This window comes from Crassaminicella profunda (genome assembly GCF_019884785.1).
GTDB lineage: Bacteria > Bacillota > Clostridia > Peptostreptococcales > Thermotaleaceae > Crassaminicella > Crassaminicella profunda.
Map to the genome: position 1 here is coordinate 2,909,214 of NZ_CP082326.1, position 18,757 is coordinate 2,927,970.

An 18,757-nucleotide genomic window follows, 5' to 3' on the forward strand; every position below is an offset into this window, starting at 1 on the left:
CTTTTTCCTCCCTTTTGTTATTTATTTCTCTATCTGTCTAAAAAATAGGTTCATGTTTCTTTCTTGAAAATCTTATCATAATTTACCATTTTCTAATCTAAAGAAATCTTAAAGATTTTAAAACAAATGAAAATGTTCATAAAAAAACTAGACCCTAAAATAAATGGTCTAGCATCTGAGTAATCTATATTTTCTCTTTTAAATAAAAAACATCGTTCATTAATTCCAATAAGTCAGCTTCAAAAACATATTTGTTATTTTTATTTGCTCATTTAATTCTTCTTTTGTCAATATTCCATAATATGCTCCTTTAATCCCTCTTGATTCTAAACTCCATAAAAATGATTTGAAATTAGGATAGAAATGAATAGAATTTTTCACAAAATAAATAAAATCTTCCAATTTTTTATAGTTAACAGTCTGTTCTCTTTTTTCTTTTTTGTACATATCTAAATTCACTAACAAGCTAAATGGTAACATAAGTTCATAACGGTAATGATCCTTTTCATTAAAATCTTTCATATAATTTAAATAACTTTCGCAAACTATTCTATACATGATACCGCTCCTTAAATAAATCTAATTTTTCTATAAATCCTTTCTTTTTTGAATCAAATAAATCATTTCTACCAAGGACCTCATCTATAATCTGATTAATCAACATTTTATCTGCTTTTTCAATCAAAACATCTATATCCTCTAAATCCTTTTCTTCTAATCTTATAATTTTACTAACAATGATATCTTCTATCGATAAAATATATATACTTAAATATTTAAATTGATTCAATTTAATTGCTCTTTCTTTATACTTAGGTGATATTAACGTACTATTGTATTCTAGCATATCGAAGTCTCTAAGATGTACAAATACTTTACCTAATTTTGCAGAATAGTTTAAATCTATAAAATCAAAGTCCCTTGTTGCTCGATCATTGTATTCACCTAATATACATGCTGACCCTCCCAAAAAATATATATTAAAAGATTCTACATGAAATAATTGAGCTACTTTTTCCATCTCATATATTCGTTCTTCTAATTCTTTTCTTATTTGCATTCGTATCACCATTACTTTCATTTTATGAGTCTGATATAATTATATTCTAACACACATGCAAACAAATATCCTAAAAAAATAATCTTCTTTACACCGTCACTTCTTGGTGAAAACATCTTATGATATTTTTATAATTATACATCATTTTATATCAATTTGACCTATCTTAAAAATTTTAAAAATAGTGAATTTACACATCCCTAAATTACTGAAAAAACGCTAGATTATGAAGAAACAATAATCTAGCGTTTAAATGATATAATTTTATATTCGGTTTTCATAAAAATACATAACCAAATAACGGAACTGACAGACGCATCTTTAATATATCTTTAAATTTCACCTCTTGCCTTTAATAAACTATAAATTAGTATTGCCGCTTCTCCTCTCAATGTTTCACTAGTAGGGGCAAATATTTCTTTACTTCTTCCTCGTACAAATTTTAGATGTTTTGCTGTATATACATCTTTCTTCGCCCAATCTGCTATTTGATTGTTATCTTTGAATTTCTTTATAGTATCTATATCTACTTTTACATCTTCAATGTTTTTATAGGCTCTAACTACCATAGCTGTCATTTCTTGTCTTGTTACGATTCTATTTGGTTCATACTTTGTATCACTTACTCCTGATACAATTCCAGCACTTCTTGCAGATGCAATATAGGGTGCATACCAATCATTTATCTTTATGTCTTCAAATCCTGTTTCTTTTGTTCCTATTTCAAGATTTAGCATCTTAGTGATCAAAGTAGCAAATTCTGCTCTTGTGATTCCCATATTTGGTCTAAACTTTCCTTCTTCATCTCCACTGATCATCTGTCTTGATGCTAATATTTCTATTGTTTCTTTTGCCCAGTGTCCATCTAAGTCTGTAAATTTCTTGTTGTATTCCATGATGGTTATTTTTGCTGCTTTCTTTATCGTTACTGCTATTTCATTCTTTTCTTTGTCTACAATACCACCTAGACTTTTCCACTCTTTGATTTTCTCATTGTATTTGTATACAGCTATATGATCTTCGTTGATTACTTCATCTTCATCGTATTTGATTTTTAGTAATCCTTCTTTATTTTCTTTTAATGTTATTTCGTATATTTTTCCTCTAATATGCATATCCTTGTCTTTTGGTTCTAATAAATGTGAAGATCCATCTTTTATTTTTGTATTCTCTTTTCCTTTAATAATTGTTATATTTTCTATAGATTGATCACTTTCTTTACTACTATTCTTACTTGATGAATGATTTTTTGAAGAACTGCTTTCTGAGTCATTGTTGCTATTATATATTTCAATTATAATACTATTGATTTCTTTTTCTAATGCATCATAATTTTCATACCCTTTACTTGGTCTATTGTCTATGATTTTTTTTGCTGTCTCTTCTTTTTGAATTTGCTTAAATGCATTATATTTTTCTTTTTCTTTAAAATTCATATCTTCATCTTCTAGGATATTTAGTACTTCTTTTATAGTGATATCTTTGTCATTAATAAGCTTTGTTAACATTTCTCTTTTTTCTTCTGGTGTTAGCGTCATTACTGAGTATATGCTTAAGTGGTTTGTCAAAATCTTGATTGAACCATTTTCATAGCTACCCCTTACATATTCCCATTCCTTTGTAGCTGGGTTATAGTAATAAGCCATCAATGCTGTATTTTGATTTACTTTTCCTATTAGGATTCTAAGTGTTATGTCTTCTTTTGATGCAAAGTTTTTGATTTCTTCTTCTTTTAATGTATGTCCTTCTTTATCTTCTTCTATTACCTTCATTTTGAAGTCAAATACTTTGTTTTCATATATTTCCATAGAAGCATTTGCATTTTTAACTGCTTCTACCATTTCTTTATTGTTTTCATCTTTAGTATCTACATTTTCACATACTAGCTCAAGTCTTGAATTACTTCCCATTAAACTTGTATCTATTGCTTTCATAGGTACTTTTATGGCTGTGTTGTTTGTTTCAAATATTAAATCAACCTCATCTTTTTTTGCTTTTTCTACTTCTTTTTTACTGATACTTACCTTTACATCGTTTGTTGTTGTTACTTCTTTTTCTACCTTAATAGTTATATCTTTTTTATTTTGTTCCTTTGCCGTATCTATTGCATCTTCTATTTTTTTATCTTCTATTTTTTCTTCATCATCTGCTTTTATCGTAGTATCTTTTGATGTTTCTTTTTCTATTACTTTGATAGTCCTTGTTATTTCCGCTTTATTTCCTGAACGATCCTTTACTATATAAGTTAAAATATATGTTCCTACTTTATCTGTATTGACTAATCCTGTTACTTCTACGTTGCCCGTTAAATCTTTATCTATATTATCTGTTACTATGTAACCTTGTTCTATATATGGATTTCCTTGTTCTATCGTGATTATATTCTCTCCTTTTAGTTTTATTATAGGAGGAATATTATCTACTTTTTCTGGTTTTGTTGGATCTAATGGATAAGGATCTTTAGTATCTTCTATGCCATCATTATCATCATCTAAATCTAGCGCATCATCTTTTCCATCTTTATCTGTATCTCTTCCTGAATTCGTTGGATCTAGTGGATACTTATCTTCTTCGTTTGGAACACCATCATTATCTTCATCTGATTTACTAAAGATATAAATTGTTTTTGTTACTTCATCGCTAACATTCCCAAAATCATCTGTTATTTTTGCTTTTATAGTTGTTTGTCCTTTTTTAATTATAGTAAATGGTTTTTCATATACTTTAAAGTCTTCATTATCTATCTTATAGTATACATTTGCATAAACTGAATCTTGAACAGTATCTTTAAATTCTGTTATTAAAGTTATTGTATAATCTTCACTACTATAATCTGTATCTGGGTCTGTTTTAATCGTTAAGAATGTATCTAAATCTTTATTAATAGACACTGATGTATCTACAGTATCACTTTCATTTCCTGCTTTGTCTATTGTCTTTGCAAAAACTTTTGTTATTCCTTCTTGAGAAATGGTAAATGGTTTCTCATATGTTTTCCATTTCGAATAAACTTCTCCATATACTGTTTTGTATACAGTTCTTTCTATTCCCGATTCAAAATCTTCTCCTGAAATGAGTGTAATCATATAATCATCATTGTATAAATCTTTGTCTGGATTTCTTTTAATTGTTGGTTCACCTGGTTTTTTTGTATCTAATAAGATTTTATCACTAATAGCTTCTGTTTCATTTCCTAATCTATCTTTGAATTGAATATAGATAGTCTTAGTTCCCTCTTCATCCCTTAAAGTAAGCTCTTTTGTTTCTTTATACGATTCCCAAGATAATCCTTCAAAAATCTCACTCTGACTAATCATCATTTTTTCTGCTTCCGCTGCATGGATGGTTAGATGAATTTTTCTTTTATTTGTATAATCACCTTCATCTATACTCATCCTTGTCCCTGTCGGTCCTTGAGTATCTAAAATAATACTATCACTTATGACTGCTGTTTCATTCCCTACTTCATCTTTGAATTTAATGTATATTGTTTTTGTTCCATCTCCATCACTTAACGTAAATTCTTTGCTTGTTGCATATTCTTCCCAGGTTGCTCCCGTGAAGCTACTATCTTCACTGATCATCATTTGTGCTACATGAGTTGCTGATAGTTTTAATGTGATATTCTTTGTTGCTATATGTGTAGCCCCTTCATTGATGCCTATGCTATCTGCCGTAGGAGTTGGTCTTATATCTTCATTTTGAAGCTGTTTTTGATAAAATCCAACGATCTTTCCATTTGTATCTACACTATAGACCTGCATGTATCGATCTATTGCTACTCCCTTTATAACATCATCACCAGATGTATAATTATCTATTAAATACGCTCCACTAACTGGTACACGATCACCCTCTCTTGGTGTAGATACAGTGGTATCCGTAATATTCACTATAAATTTTGCTGCTGCACTTTCTGTTATAGATGCCTTAGTTGAACCCACAGAAGTTCCTAGAGCTACTGTCACTGTTAATTCAGGTACAGGAGGTATTTTTAGGACTTTTATAGTATATTCCTCATTTTTTTGTGCTGGTAAGCCATACTGATCGAGTATTTCTCCTTCAACCTTTAGTTTATCCCCATCAATTAAAGGATCCTCATCAGCTAAAAGGCTCTCTCCACGATATACATCCATCGTTCCACCATCCATAAGAATAATATTTGACTTCAATTTCCCAACAGTAGTTTTTTCAGTAATTTTCTTAGAATTTGATTGAACTAATGTTGTATCATAGTCAATATTATATTGAACAGAATATATGAGATGGTCATAAGTTAATATGATAACATACTCCTTTGTCCCAGCTGTTCCAGTTACAGCTAGAATATCTTTGTTTTGTAGTAAGTCTTCGTCTGCTTTTGGATCCCCATCCTTATTTCTAACAACCCAAGTAGCTTCAGGAGCTTTAACAAGATAAGCTTTTAATTCTTTAACTGTTGTCAATGGTGTAATTTCCTTGCGATTATCGTTGAAAATATCATCATCTGATTTTATTGCATCAACCCATTTAAAAAGTTCTTTGTCCATAATCTGACTTATATCTAATTCCTCAGAAGTTACCTCATTAGAAATAGGTTCTTTTAAAATAATATTGTATACATCATAAGCAGTAGGTGTATAAATACTGTCTTTACAAACCCATAACCGGTCACAGTGTTCACTTTTATCTTCTGTATAGGTAAGAGTGTCATCATTATTTTTGATGGTACCATAGCAATCTTTCACACACCATTTAGCATTAGGATCTTTATTAAGATGTTCTAATAATTCCCCTACAGTTGTTACATCTTTAAACAATTTAAATTCCCCTGATTCAATAACGGAGTTATCATCTTGTTTTATCGTTACTTTTAAAGCATTCCCTATGGATGCTACGTCTGTAGATACCTCTACCGCAAAGGCTGTATTTGGCAATGCTGTTCCTATCATTAGCATAATTAATAATAATGATAGGAGTCTTTTCATTGATACCATAACTTAAAACTCCTTTCATAACAAAATTGCATATTTAATCGACTAAAAAATACACTTGTCCCTCCCTTAATCTGTTAAATTAATATAAAAAAAATCATTTTACTTTTATATATTAGTAATTTTATCATAATTTACCATATTCCAATTTAAAGAAATCTTAAAGATTTTTAAATAAACACTTTCATCTATTGACTTTCTAAAAGTTATATTGTATAAATGCAAATAATACAACTACAAAACCTTCTGAAGAGTTATAATTTAATTTAGAAAAGAAGAAGTATAAAAAAACTTTCATAAAACAGCTATATTATTACTTAAAGGAGAATTAATCATTTAACATTAGAGGAGGTATCCCATGGATCACTTAACAAAACTTGAAAACAAATCTATTCACATACTACGTGAAGCCTATAGTCAATTTAACAATTTATGCATGCTTTGGAGCATTGGTAAAGATAGTACAGTTATGTTGTGGCTTGCAAGGAAAGCTTTTTTTGGACATATTCCTTTCCCACTTGTTCACGTAGATACACATTATAAAATTCCTGAAATGATTACTTATAGAGATCGGTTAGCCAAGGAATATAAACTTGATATGATCTATAGTGAAAATAGTCACGCTCTTAAAGAAAAAAATACCTTTCCAGATGGAAATGTAACTAGACTCGCATGTTGTAAAAATCTAAAAACAGAAGCCCTTCACAATGCATTAAATGGTACTTTTACTAGATATAGGATGAATCATGATACAGGTAAATATGAAATTGATAAAAATAAAGAACCATTTACTGGTGTAATCGTTGGAGTTCGTTCTGATGAGGAAGGTAGTCGTTCTAAAGAAAGATATTTTTCTCCAAGAGATAAAAATAACGACTGGGATGTAGGTGATCAACCTCCAGAATTTTGGAATCAATACAAAACTGATTTTAAACCTGGCACCCATGTTCGCATTCATCCTCTTTTAGATTGGACAGAGCTAAATATTTGGGAGTATATAGAAAAAGAAAATATTCCTACTGTTTCTCTTTATTACAATAAAGGAGATGGTAAGCGTTATCGTTCTCTTGGGTGTGCTCCTTGTACAAGCCCTATTGATTCTGAAGCAAGAAATGTGAAAGAAATTATAGAAGAGTTAAAAACAGGTAGACTATCAAATATTGCCGAACGATCTGGAAGAGCACAAGATAAAGAAGATGGCGGTGGATTAGAAGCATTACGACGTAATGGATACATGTAGAAATAATTAATGATTAACATTTACTCATGGTAAATAAAATGATAAAAAATAGGACAAGTCTAATTGTTTACAAATAGATATCACTAAGATCATAAAACTACCTAATTTGAATACAAAAATAAATCAAAATATCTTTTGAAAGAAAGTGAGGAACATGATGACTTCTTATAAAAATAAATCAAATATTAGAGAAGATATGAATATAGTCATCGTTGGACATGTAGATCATGGTAAATCTACTATTATAGGAAGACTACTCTCAGATACAAATTCATTACCAAAAGGAAAATTATCTCAAGTCCAAGAAATGTGTCGTAGAAATGCTCGCCCTTTTGAATACGCATTTTTATTAGATGCACTAAAGGATGAACAATCCCAAGGAATTACAATAGATGCTGCAAGAGTATTTTTTAAAACAAATAAAAGAGACTATATGATTATAGATGCACCAGGACATATAGAATTTCTAAAAAATATGGTAAGTGGTGCCGCAAGAGCTGAGGCTGCATTATTAGTAATAGATGCTAATGAAGGAATCAAGGAAAATTCTAGGCGTCATGGATATTTGTTGTCTATGCTTGGAATCAAGCAAATATGTGTTCTTGTTAATAAAATGGATCTTGTCTATTATAGTGAAGATCGCTTCAATGAAATTAAAAATGAGTATAGCACATTCTTAAATGAAATAAATATTAAACCTAATGCCTTTATTCCTGTATCAGGTATAATGGGTGATAATATTGCTTCATCTATTACTAATATGAATTGGTATGATGGAAATACAGTTTTAGATATGTTAGATCATTTCAAATCACTAAAGCAAAAAGAAAGTCTACCCTTTCGACTGTTTGTGCAAGATATCTACAAATTCACACAAAATAATGATCATAGGCGTATTGTAGCAGGAACTATTGATTCTGGAAAAATTTCAGTAGGTGATAAATTAATATTTTATCCATCTGGAAAGAAAAGTACTGTTAAAAGTATAGAAGTCTTTAATGCCATAAAACCCAAATCAGTTTCAGCAGGAAATGCAGTAGGATTTACATTAGATGAACAAATATATATTAAACGTGGAGATGTCGCTTGCATAGTAGCACAAAAAAAGCCAAAGATTAGTACAAGATTTAGCGCAAATATTTTTTGGCTAGGAAAAGAACCCCTTATCATAAATAAAAAATATATATTAAAAATCGGTACATCTAAAGTAATTGTTCGATTAAAAGAAATCGTAAGAGTCATAGATGCTTCGTCTTTATCAAATCAAAATAAAAAGCAAATAGACCGTCATGATGTATCAGAAATAATTCTTGAAACTGAAAAAGCAATAGCTTTTGATTTAGCTTCTGAAATTGATAAAACTAGTCGTTTTGTCCTTGTAGATGAATACGAAATTGCTGGTGGAGGTATCATCACAAGTTCTTTATCTGATGAAGTTCCTTTACCTAAAAGAAATATTCTCTGGCAAGATGTTAAAGTCACCTATGATCATCGTTGCAAAAATCTAAAGCAAAGAGGGGTGGTCATATGGTTTACAGGACTTTCCGCTTCAGGAAAATCTACCATTGCTATTGAAGTTGAAAAAAAACTTTATGAAAGAGGTTTCTCTACATACTTATTAGATGGAGATAATGTAAGACATGGACTTAGTAGCGATTTAGCCTTTAGTATAAAAGACAGAGAAGAAAACTTAAGAAGAATTACAGAAGTTTCTGCACTTTTTAAGGATGCTGGATTAATCACTTTGGTTTCATTTATCTCCCCCTTTGAAAAAGCAAGACAATCTGCTAAAGAAAAAATAGGCGATAAAAATTTCATCGAAGTATATGTCAAAGCTGATATAGAAACTTGTTCTATGAGAGACCCAAAAGGACTTTATGAAAAAGCAAAGAAAGGGCTTATAAAGGATTTTACTGGAATTTCATCCCCCTATGAAGAACCAAAGAATCCTGATGTTTTGATTGATACAACAGTATTATCCGTTGAACAATGCACACAAAAAATTTTAGATATTATTTTATATAAACAAAATATATAAAATAATATTATAATCTCCATCTTCATATTAGATAATGGCTATTCCCTATTCTCTTATAAGAAGCAATAGATTCCCGTAAAATAAAAAATAACTCTTCAAAAAAAAGAGAAAAGGACAAGTCTTATAAAAAGAGCTTTCCTTTTTTCTTTACATCATTAAATTCAACTAAGAAAATTCAATATTATTTCATAACTAAACAATTTAGCTAGTAGTAACTTTTTTTATTTTTAACTAATGTCTCCGCCACCTTTTCTACTCAAGCTTTTTTCTCCTGTGGTCTGGGACGAGTCCATTGCATTTCCTGATTGATCGAATATTGAATTACTTTGAGGCTTTATTTCTATCTTTTCTGAACCATTTGGTAACCCTGTTATCTTTAAAAATACCCTAATGGTCGTTTCTCCTCCAGTTAATGCGGATGCACTCTTCTCTTCTATATGATCTGCTTTTTTAACAGATAATATCTCTACATTTGTTTTATTCCAATCAGATTTATTTAATGTTAGCTCCAAATCATTCACATCAATAGCTGTTTCTCCCTCTTCATCTCCATATATAGGCTCACTCAAAGTAATATCCATATAAGGGTCGGCTAAAGCTTTTACTGTAATGCTAGCTGTATCTGTTACTTCACTAAATGCTGTTTCTCCACCATCTACTCTCGTATCTACTTTACTGCCTGTACGCTCACTTGTTTGATCCCATGCTTTGAAGGTAAAGGTCCCTCTTGTTTCTTCATTTGTATTTTTAGGGATAAATCTTATATAATTGTTCCCTGCAAGTAATAATGCACTCTGTTCTGAAACATTACCTATATTTGACCAATTAGAACCTGTTGTAGCATATTGCCATGTTCCATTTCCTGAATCTATACTAGTTATTGCTATTCCTCTAAGGAAATCCACATCCTTATCCTTTATTGAGTCCCAAGAAATATTACTCACTCGCTCTCCTCTAGGGTCTATTTCATAACGATAAACAAAATCCATCTCAGGTGATTTTGGTGTAATAGTAGGTGCATCATTGATTGAAGTAATTTTTATTTTTGTTGTACCATCACGATCTATATCTTTTGTTCCATCATTTAATAAAATCTCAAATGTTGTTGTTACACTTTCCCCTACTTCTTGTTCATTTTCTTTTGGTGTAAATATTATTTCTTGTAATTTTGAAGTGATATTTTCTGGTGTATCTAAGTTAAGTGTATAATTTCCATAACCATTTTTAGTAAGCCCTCCTGTTGGACTTGAGATCGTTCCATTTGTTTCAGAGAATGTTATATTTATTTTCACAGAATCTCCTTCAGCATCACTTATAATTAAATTCTCAAAAGGTTTTATAGTTTCATTATCTCCTATTTCACCATTTGTAGTAAAACTTCCTTCAAATACTGGTTCTCGATTAAACTTTACAACTATATCTGCACTATTTCCTATTTTTAAGTTGGTACCAGAACTATCTTCATCATTTGCTATAAGCTTTATAGTTTCTTCCTTATCATGTTTTATCGTAAGTCCTGTAAAGGTAGCTACCCCATTTACAGCTGATACCTCATTATTTGTAAATACTGCATTCCCAGTTCCATTTTCACTAATAGTAACTGTTTCTCTAAAACCTGTATCTACAATTTCCTCTTCATCTACTGCTTTTACTACTGGATCAGTTGTGAAATCATGAACCTGCCCTATCATAATATTTGTAGGACTTGGTTGTGTATCAAATATCAACTTAGTTGCCACTACATCACTTGTTACATTAAATGAATCTACTGTATTTAAATCACTTCCTACACTATCTTCATCATTTGCTGTAACTTTAAAGATTTCGTTATCAGTAGTTGCATAATAAACAATATCTGTAAACTTAGCAATTCCATCTATTGCTGCTACATCTATATCTCCACCAAGACTTCCTGCTCCATTTTCTGTTAATGTAATGATTTCAGTAAAATCCTTATCTATATTGTTAAAAGCATCTACAGCTTTCACTTCTGGCTGATTATCTAACTTAATTCCACTTGTACTATAATCTGGATATGTTTTGAATTTTAACTCTGTGGCTATAACACTCGCTTTAGCATTTCCGCTATTTGTAACAGCATCTTGACTACTTGCCATTTGTGTTCCACTTCCATCAACTGTAATGTCCGAATCCCCATCTATACTCACCGTAACAGATGCATTATCTGTTATTCCATTGTTATCAAAAAAATAAGCTTTTATTACATATGTTTCACTTAAACCATTATCTACTACAATGTTGTTACTACTTAAATCAAATGTCACCTTTCCAGCCCAAGGAATTTTATCAATTCCTTCAATAGGTAAATCTCCCCCACCACTTGAATTACTTAGAACATATTTAAGTTGACTAGCATTTGTACCACTTACATTTATATCTAAAGAAGTCACTGTTAAACTTTTGCCATCAGCACTACCACCATCATTTATTTTGAAATCAAATATTTTCACTGCTTTTTCTAGTGAATTAGCTGTTGTTGGTATATCTATAGCTATACTTTCATTCACTTCATCTCCTTGTGTGATTGTTCCATCAGAATCTGCTTCAAATATATCATTCAAATTAATAGTTATAGTAGCTGTATCATCGGCAGTAAGATCTGAATCTTCATCATCAACAGCAATTGTTAATGTATAAGAAGGACTTGTTTCATAGTCAAGTTTACTCACATCATTTACAGTAATCTCACCTGTTGAGCTATCAATAGCAAAAGTATTTCCTGTATTACCTCCAGTAATAGAATACGTTAACCCATTTGTATCTTCAGTAGCAGAAACAGTTGTAACACTTGTTCCATTAGTAGTATTTTCATCTATTGAAACTGTTTTATCATCAATAACTGGATTTACATCATTAATATTTACATTCACAGTTAAAGAATCCGTATCTTTACCATCCGTTACATTTACAGTAAAACTATCTGCACCAATCGTACTTGTATTTGGTGTAAAGGTAGCTGTAGTAGGCACTTGACTTCCACTACCATTACCTGAACCATTTACATTAAACGTTCCTTTAGATGGAGCACTATTTTGTGACCAATTTAAACTCTCTCCATCTGCATCTGTAGCAGATAAGTGGTTTTTTATATCTTGTGCACTATCATTTTCGTTTATATTTATTACAATTGTCTTGTCTACATCATCAAATATAGGAGCGTTATTTGAAGGCATTGGAGTATAAAGCATACAAGGCGATTGACAGCATTCATCACAATATGCACCAGAATAAGAATGAGGAAGTATATGTTTAAATTCATTTATTAATTTACCTTCTAAAACATTATTTTTTTCTATATTCCCAACAATACTTTCTAACTTCCAATCTCCACCTTTACTCTCAGCACCAGTAGGATTAATAGAAGCTGCCACATCTGCACCTGTCATATTTGCTAGTTTTTCTATAAATGCTTTTCCACTTTCTCCCTTTGCTACATTACAACCAAATAATTGTACATCTCCATCTTTGCTTAAATACTCTCCAAGTCTTTCCCATTTTTCTTTATTTTTTTCTAACGTTTCACTAGATATGATTTTACCTTCAAAATACAATTTTCCACTTGAACCATGAGAAATGATGTTTAATTGATCTACATCCTTCATTTCTTCTAGTTTAGCAATAATGGTATCTAATGGATCATAATCACTCTCTAAAAGTAATATTTCCCCTTCTTTTACACTATCTCTTAATATTTCCCAGTCATCAATAGATGTATCAATCACTGTTAAAGCTTTTGTTTCTTGTTTTTGATGATTATGAATATCCGAGTCATCATCTAAAAACACACTATTTTCTTTAAGAGGCATTTCTTCATTTTTAACATCTTTATTTACCACTAAATGAATAGAAGTATTTTTTACTTCCTTTTGATTCATGACCATATTTTTATTTAAGAAGCTATCTTCATCCATTATGATATTATCATCTTTTGCTGCCATCTCTGATATTTTTGTTACTTCTACCTTTGGTTGAAAGCTTGATACAGCTTGTGCCATTACTGGAGTTGTTTGCAATGTCATCATAAGGGCTGCAATAGTCATACAAGAAGCAATTTTTTTGTGTAACTCCGTCCCTCTAAAAGCATTGATCACTTTTTTCATTATTTTTTTCTCATTAAAATTTCTATTTTCATCTATTTTTTCAATTAGTTCTAAACAAGCTCTTCTTTGTTTTCTTGTTTGCAAATAACTTTCATCTACTTCATATTTATTAAACAATGATTGTTGATAAGTTGTAAAACTACTATTATTCTTTCGAATCACTAGTATTTTCCTCCTTTTTTTCTTCATCTTTTTCCTTTGCATCCCTATTTTCTATCCAAGAACAACCATATGGTGTAATGAGTGCTCTATGATCTAATGATTGTTGATAGTTTAGTATATTCGCTCTTTTGATTCCATCTAATACGTGTACATCATACAGTTCATCTACACTGTTTTCGTATTTTATTTCTCCAAGTATTTTTCCTGTTTTTATATTTACAATAACTACACCTGCGTGGATATCTTTTTCTGCTATTTCTAAGTCTGAAAATGTATGGGTTTTTCTTAGTTTACTTACACCGATAAAGGCATAGTCATCTTTAAAGCTAAGGCCTCTAATAAATCCGTCCATCTTTGCTATAACTTTGTATGTTTTATTCTTTATATCTACTTTTATAAGTTCTTCTGTAGCTGATAAAAGTAGATATACTTCTCCCTTATAAACTCTAGGGGAATGAGGCATAGGAAGACTCTCTAGAATAATTTCATTTGTTTTCGTATCTATTAATACTCCACCTGTAAGTTTATTTTTTCTCCAGCCTTCTCTTGATGAAGTCTTTGCAAAGGCTGTTACATATCTGATATTTGATTTTTCATCAACTGCCATGCCATTTAGATGACACAAATCTTCTGGTACAAATTCTTTAATGAACTTAGGTTTCCATATAGGCTCAAAGGAATATCTTCCATCTAACCTTGATAAACAGCTAAAAGAAGTATTTACCCCTACTAGTCCCATATTTGTAAAAGCGATATCATGAATATCTACATAATCAGTTCTAAAGAGTGTTGTTGGAAAATAAAAAGCATCATAAGTATCTTGTTTGTTTGGGTAAGTTTTGGCTAAATGCTCATCTGTTTTAAATACAGTCACATTTAATGCTCCTGCTAATGCCATCATATCTTCCTTTAAAGCAATCCCCATAGGTCTTGCAAAATCTCTTACAAGCTGGAACATATTTTTTCCATCACTAGATAAGATAATCACTTTTCCTGCTTGATATGTAGAAAGAATCAATGATATATTTAACCCATCTAATATTTCAATTACATCTTTCGTATATGTACATGAAAATGGTCTTTTCGCTGTTATTCTATTATTATTATCCAATTTTTTATACCTCCTGCATAGAATCATGCTTAATAGGCTAATTTTTAAATCTTACCAAGGAAGAACTTCTTCATCCTCTCCATCTACTAAAATTGCTTTAATAATTGTTGGAGGTGTATGATCAATTTCTATATTTGCATAAGATATTTTTTGTATAGTACTTACATTTTTATTTTTATCTTCTGCTATTAGATAAATATCGTATGTTTTTCCATCTTCAAGACCTTCAATTAATTCGTTAGCAAATATTTCTTTATTCCCACTATGAATTACCTGCACACTATCATAATCTACTCCAGCCTTGATCTGTTCTACTGTTGGCGAAGTACTGTCTTTTTCTACTACTACATAGTAAATATTTGCTGATTCATTAGTCTCTGCCGTTAACTTCATTTTTCCTAAAACATCTCCAGCTTTGACTTCTTTTTTTGTGAATACTGGTTTTGTCGTATCTATTGCTGAAACTTTTATAGTTTTTACACTACTTTGTTTATTGTTATATTCATCTACTGCTGTTAAATATATATTGTATGTTTTTTCAGATGATAAACCACCATTATATACTTCTTTTGTTACTGTATTTTCCTCTACTCCATAGCTATTTCCATCGCTAATCAATTCAGCTACTGTAAATGTTATATCTTCTCCGTATACGGCTTCATATACAGTATAATATACAGTTCCTTTTTCATTTAACTTTGTAGATAGCTCAATCTTTAATTCACTGCTTTTCATTGTTGCAAAAGGATATCCTGTTGCCCATTCTGGTGGTGTTGTATCTTTTTCGTTATCATTGTCATTGTCGTTGTCATTATCATTGTTATTATTATTACTACTACCACCGCTATTATTGTTGTTCTCATTTTCTTTATCATCATCATTTTTTGAATCCATCTTATCTTGTCCTATTTGAGCATCATCTACTTGATCATCCACTTTTACATAGCCTGGTCTTTTTTCGATAGATACATCTTCACTTTCAATTTCTGCTTTATCAATTTTTCCTTCACCTTTTATTTCTGTTTTTTCCTTTGCTTCTAAATTTACTATTTCACTTCCCTTTTCTGTCTCTACCTTTGTTTTACCTTCTGTAATCAGTTTTTCTACCTTTGTTCCTTCTTCTAACTTTATTTCAGTTTTTTCTTGAGTTTGGATTGTTTTTACCTTTGTTTCACCTTTTATCTCTATCTTTGTTACTGATTTTGTTTTGATTTCTCCTATATTACTTTTTCCTGTAATTTCTACTTTAGGCTCATCTTTTACTTTTGTTATAACTATTTTTTCTACATCTACATTTTCTAGTTTTATAGGGTTTTTTGTAGTTCCCCCTGATACATCTATTTGTCCTTTTATTTTTGTATTTTTGATTGTTAATCTTCCATTTACTCCTGGAGCTATGTATATATCACCTTTTATTTCTTTGTTTTCTATTACAATATCTGGATTGATAATTGTAACTTTAGTAACACCTTCTGGCATATTGTCTATATCTTCTTGACTAGTTACAATGTATCCTAGCATATTTTCTACAATACTCATGATTTCTGCTCTATTGATAATTCCCTTTGGTTTGAAAGTTCCATCTTCATAACCACTAACATATCCCATTTGTGAAAAGCTCTCTATTTTTTCTTGTTCTTCTTTATTCATTCCTTCTAAATCTTTGAAATCTTTCTTTTCACTTTTTTGTTTTTGCTCTTCTACATCTATTATAAGACTCATCATATTTACTACATCTTCTCTACTAGCTAATTCTTCTGGTCTAGCTTCTAAGTCCTTTATATATCCATAATATTTTGCTTTTGCTGTTTCATTTGCATACCATTCTTTTCCTTCTACATCTTCAAAATTTTGATTATCCTCTTCTTTAAGTCCAAAATATTTGTTGACTAAAGTAATCAATTCTGACCTCTTCATTTGTTGATCTGGCTTGAATGTCCCATCTGGATAGCCACTTAACATCCCCATTTTGTGATGCTTTTTAAGGATTTTCTCTGCCCAGTGACCCTTTATGTCACTAAATTCTTGATAATCTTCATCTGCATAGCCCATAAGAGCTGTTGGAATAATAAGACTCATGATTAAAATAATTGCTAATATTTTTTTCATTTTCTCTCTCCTTTCTAATTTCTCAAAAACAAGAAATTTATACTTGTTTTTAGGAAAACATTACAATTTTCGACGAATTCTGTCACTTTTGATTATACCATAATTCACCTTATTCTAATCTAAAGAAATCTTAAAGATTTTAAAAAGGATGGGTTTCCCCATCCCTAAATCAATATATAAAAGACCGTTCCTTTATTTAATATACTTTCAACCCATATTTTTCCATCATGTTTATCAATAATTTCCTTTGTAATATATAATCCTAGTCCTATAGATTCTTTATTTGCATTTTTTCCTTTGTAGTACCTATCAAAAATATATGGCAACTCTTCTTGATGGATCCCCATGCCATTATCCTTTATAGCTATTTTTATTTTTTCATCTTTTATACCTTCCGTAATAATCTTTATAAAACCTTCTTCTTTACTATATTTAATTGCATTTATCATTATATTTTCAATAGCTCTATAAAATTTTAATCTATCTACTTTTTTATTCATATTTGCTTTTTCATCTAATTCTAATAGCAGTTGAATATTTTTATCTTGAGCTTTCAATTCTATATTCTCCACTATATTTTTAATAAGACCATTGATATTCACATCTTCTCGTTCCAAAATAAATTTACGATCTTTCAATCTAGCTACTAAAAAAAAGTCATTGATCAGATCATTTAAATATTTTGTTCTTTCATGAATTCTTTTTATATACCTATCTTTATCTTCTTTTCTTGCTTCTCCATCTATAATCGCCTGTGTATACCCAATGATTACTGTAATAGGTGTTCTTAAATCATGGGATATATTGGTCATCAGCTGCGTTTTATCTTTATTAGCTTCTTCTGCTTCTTTTTTTGCTTTGATTAAATTTCTAAAGGTTTTGTATAAATAATAAATTACCCATAACAATATAGTACTAAGCAGTACTATCATAAATATAAGCTTTTCTTCTCTATCACTATTTTTAGGCATAACCAATGCTTTCTCATAAAGCTCCTGATCATCTATATTTTTGATAACTTTATTAATGATAGGAATCAATTCACCAAAATCTTTTCTTACACCAATATATATTTTATTTTTTTGCTTTAGCTCTCCAATGATTTTTATATCATTATAGTCACCCTTCTCTTTATAATAGGTAAATACAGGAATATCGCTTATAGTATACTCAGCTTTTTTACTTGAAATATATGATAGAGCCTTTTCCATACTTTTAACTCCAATAATTTTAGCATCAGAATTTTGTTTTGCAACAATATCTAAAAACCAATAGCCCTTAGGACCAACAAACATTTTCCCTTTAACTTGTGTAATATCATTAAACAACTTTGGATTATCTTTATGTCCAAGGATTACTTGGGTCATTTCTATATACGCAGTTGAATAATCTAAATACTTATTTCTTTCTTTTGTAAAAGATACTGCTGGCAAAATATCTATTCTTTTTTCAGAAGTACTTTGTAATATTTCCTCCCACGTTTCTTTTTGACTGTTTTTATAAACTTTGAATTTTAATCCAGTTAATTGATTAAGTGTCTTAATAATTTCTATCCCTATCCCCTTTGGATTACCATTTTTATCTATATATTCTATAGGCGTATAATCCTCTGCTATCCCTACATAGATATCTTTATTTTGATACTTTTCTATCCATTTTAATTCTTTATCTGTAAAAATTTCTTTTTTAATATTACTTTTATCGCTTTTTATGTAGACATCTTTCGCCTCTTTATTTTTATCCATTGAAAATCCCATTACTATTAGTAATACTACAATTACGATTATACAACTTTTTTTCATATTTACCCCCTTGATTCAACCTTTTCATTTCTTTTTATTTTGTAAATAATTCACTTTTCTTAATATATATTTATTATACAGTATTAAATTTAGTGTTTTTTAGACATTTTCCCTTTTTATTCTATATTTTTTCTTTTTTCT

The 18,757-nt window shown here is 30.0% G+C and carries 9 protein-coding genes; 2 read left to right on the forward strand and 7 right to left on the reverse strand.

The window, feature by feature from the left end; translation table 11 throughout:
- Positions 1 to 219: 219 nt before the first annotated feature.
- The 3 genes from K7H06_RS13700 to K7H06_RS13710 all read right to left on the reverse strand — a co-directional run bounded on the left by K7H06_RS13700 (position 220) and on the right by K7H06_RS13710 (position 6,036).
- A complete protein-coding gene (locus K7H06_RS13700) occupies positions 220 to 558 on the reverse strand; it encodes a hypothetical protein (protein WP_223036602.1) in 339 nt (112 codons plus the stop codon).
- Positions 551 to 1,060, reverse strand: coding sequence for a DUF6036 family nucleotidyltransferase (locus tag K7H06_RS13705; RefSeq protein ID WP_223036603.1), 510 nt, complete (start codon positions 1,058 to 1,060; stop codon positions 551 to 553). Before K7H06_RS13705 ends, K7H06_RS13700 begins: the two co-directional genes overlap by 8 nt.
- Before the next feature lie 332 nt (positions 1,061 to 1,392).
- Positions 1,393 to 6,036: an S-layer homology domain-containing protein gene (locus tag K7H06_RS13710; protein ID WP_223036604.1), complete on the reverse strand. Its 4,644-nt coding sequence runs from the start codon at positions 6,034 to 6,036 to the stop codon at positions 1,393 to 1,395.
- A gap of 355 nt (positions 6,037 to 6,391) precedes the next feature.
- Here K7H06_RS13710 and cysD point away from each other — a divergent pair, with 355 nt between their 5' ends.
- Together cysD and cysC are read left to right on the forward strand one after the other, a co-directional pair.
- A complete protein-coding gene (gene cysD / locus K7H06_RS13715) occupies positions 6,392 to 7,273 on the forward strand; it encodes a sulfate adenylyltransferase subunit CysD (RefSeq protein ID WP_223036605.1) in 882 nt (293 codons plus the stop codon).
- Positions 7,274 to 7,430: 157 nt separating this feature from the next.
- The gene (gene cysC, locus K7H06_RS13720) at positions 7,431 to 9,311 is read left to right on the forward strand and encodes an adenylyl-sulfate kinase (protein ID WP_246637530.1); all 1,881 of its coding nucleotides are present in this window, start codon (positions 7,431 to 7,433) and stop codon (positions 9,309 to 9,311) included.
- A gap of 227 nt (positions 9,312 to 9,538) precedes the next feature.
- Here the strand turns inward: cysC and K7H06_RS13725 are convergent, their stop codons facing one another.
- The 4 genes from K7H06_RS13725 to K7H06_RS13740 form a co-directional block, all read right to left on the reverse strand.
- Positions 9,539 to 13,594 carry a DUF4347 domain-containing protein gene (locus K7H06_RS13725; protein ID WP_223036607.1) on the reverse strand — a complete coding sequence of 1,352 codons (4,056 nt, stop codon included), beginning with the start codon at positions 13,592 to 13,594 and terminating at the stop codon, positions 9,539 to 9,541.
- On the reverse strand, positions 13,578 to 14,705 hold the full coding sequence (locus K7H06_RS13730; RefSeq protein ID WP_223036608.1) for a TIGR03032 family protein: 1,128 nt from the start codon (positions 14,703 to 14,705) through the stop codon (positions 13,578 to 13,580). The genes K7H06_RS13725 and K7H06_RS13730 overlap by 17 nt, the downstream gene beginning before the upstream one ends.
- 51 nt (positions 14,706 to 14,756) lie before the next feature.
- The gene (locus K7H06_RS13735) at positions 14,757 to 16,814 is read right to left on the reverse strand and encodes an S-layer homology domain-containing protein (protein WP_223036609.1); all 2,058 of its coding nucleotides are present in this window, start codon (positions 16,812 to 16,814) and stop codon (positions 14,757 to 14,759) included.
- A 164-nt stretch (positions 16,815 to 16,978) separates the two neighbouring features.
- Positions 16,979 to 18,616 carry an ATP-binding protein gene (locus tag K7H06_RS13740; protein ID WP_223036610.1) on the reverse strand — a complete coding sequence of 546 codons (1,638 nt, stop codon included), beginning with the start codon at positions 18,614 to 18,616 and terminating at the stop codon, positions 16,979 to 16,981.
- Positions 18,617 to 18,757 lie beyond the last annotated feature (141 nt).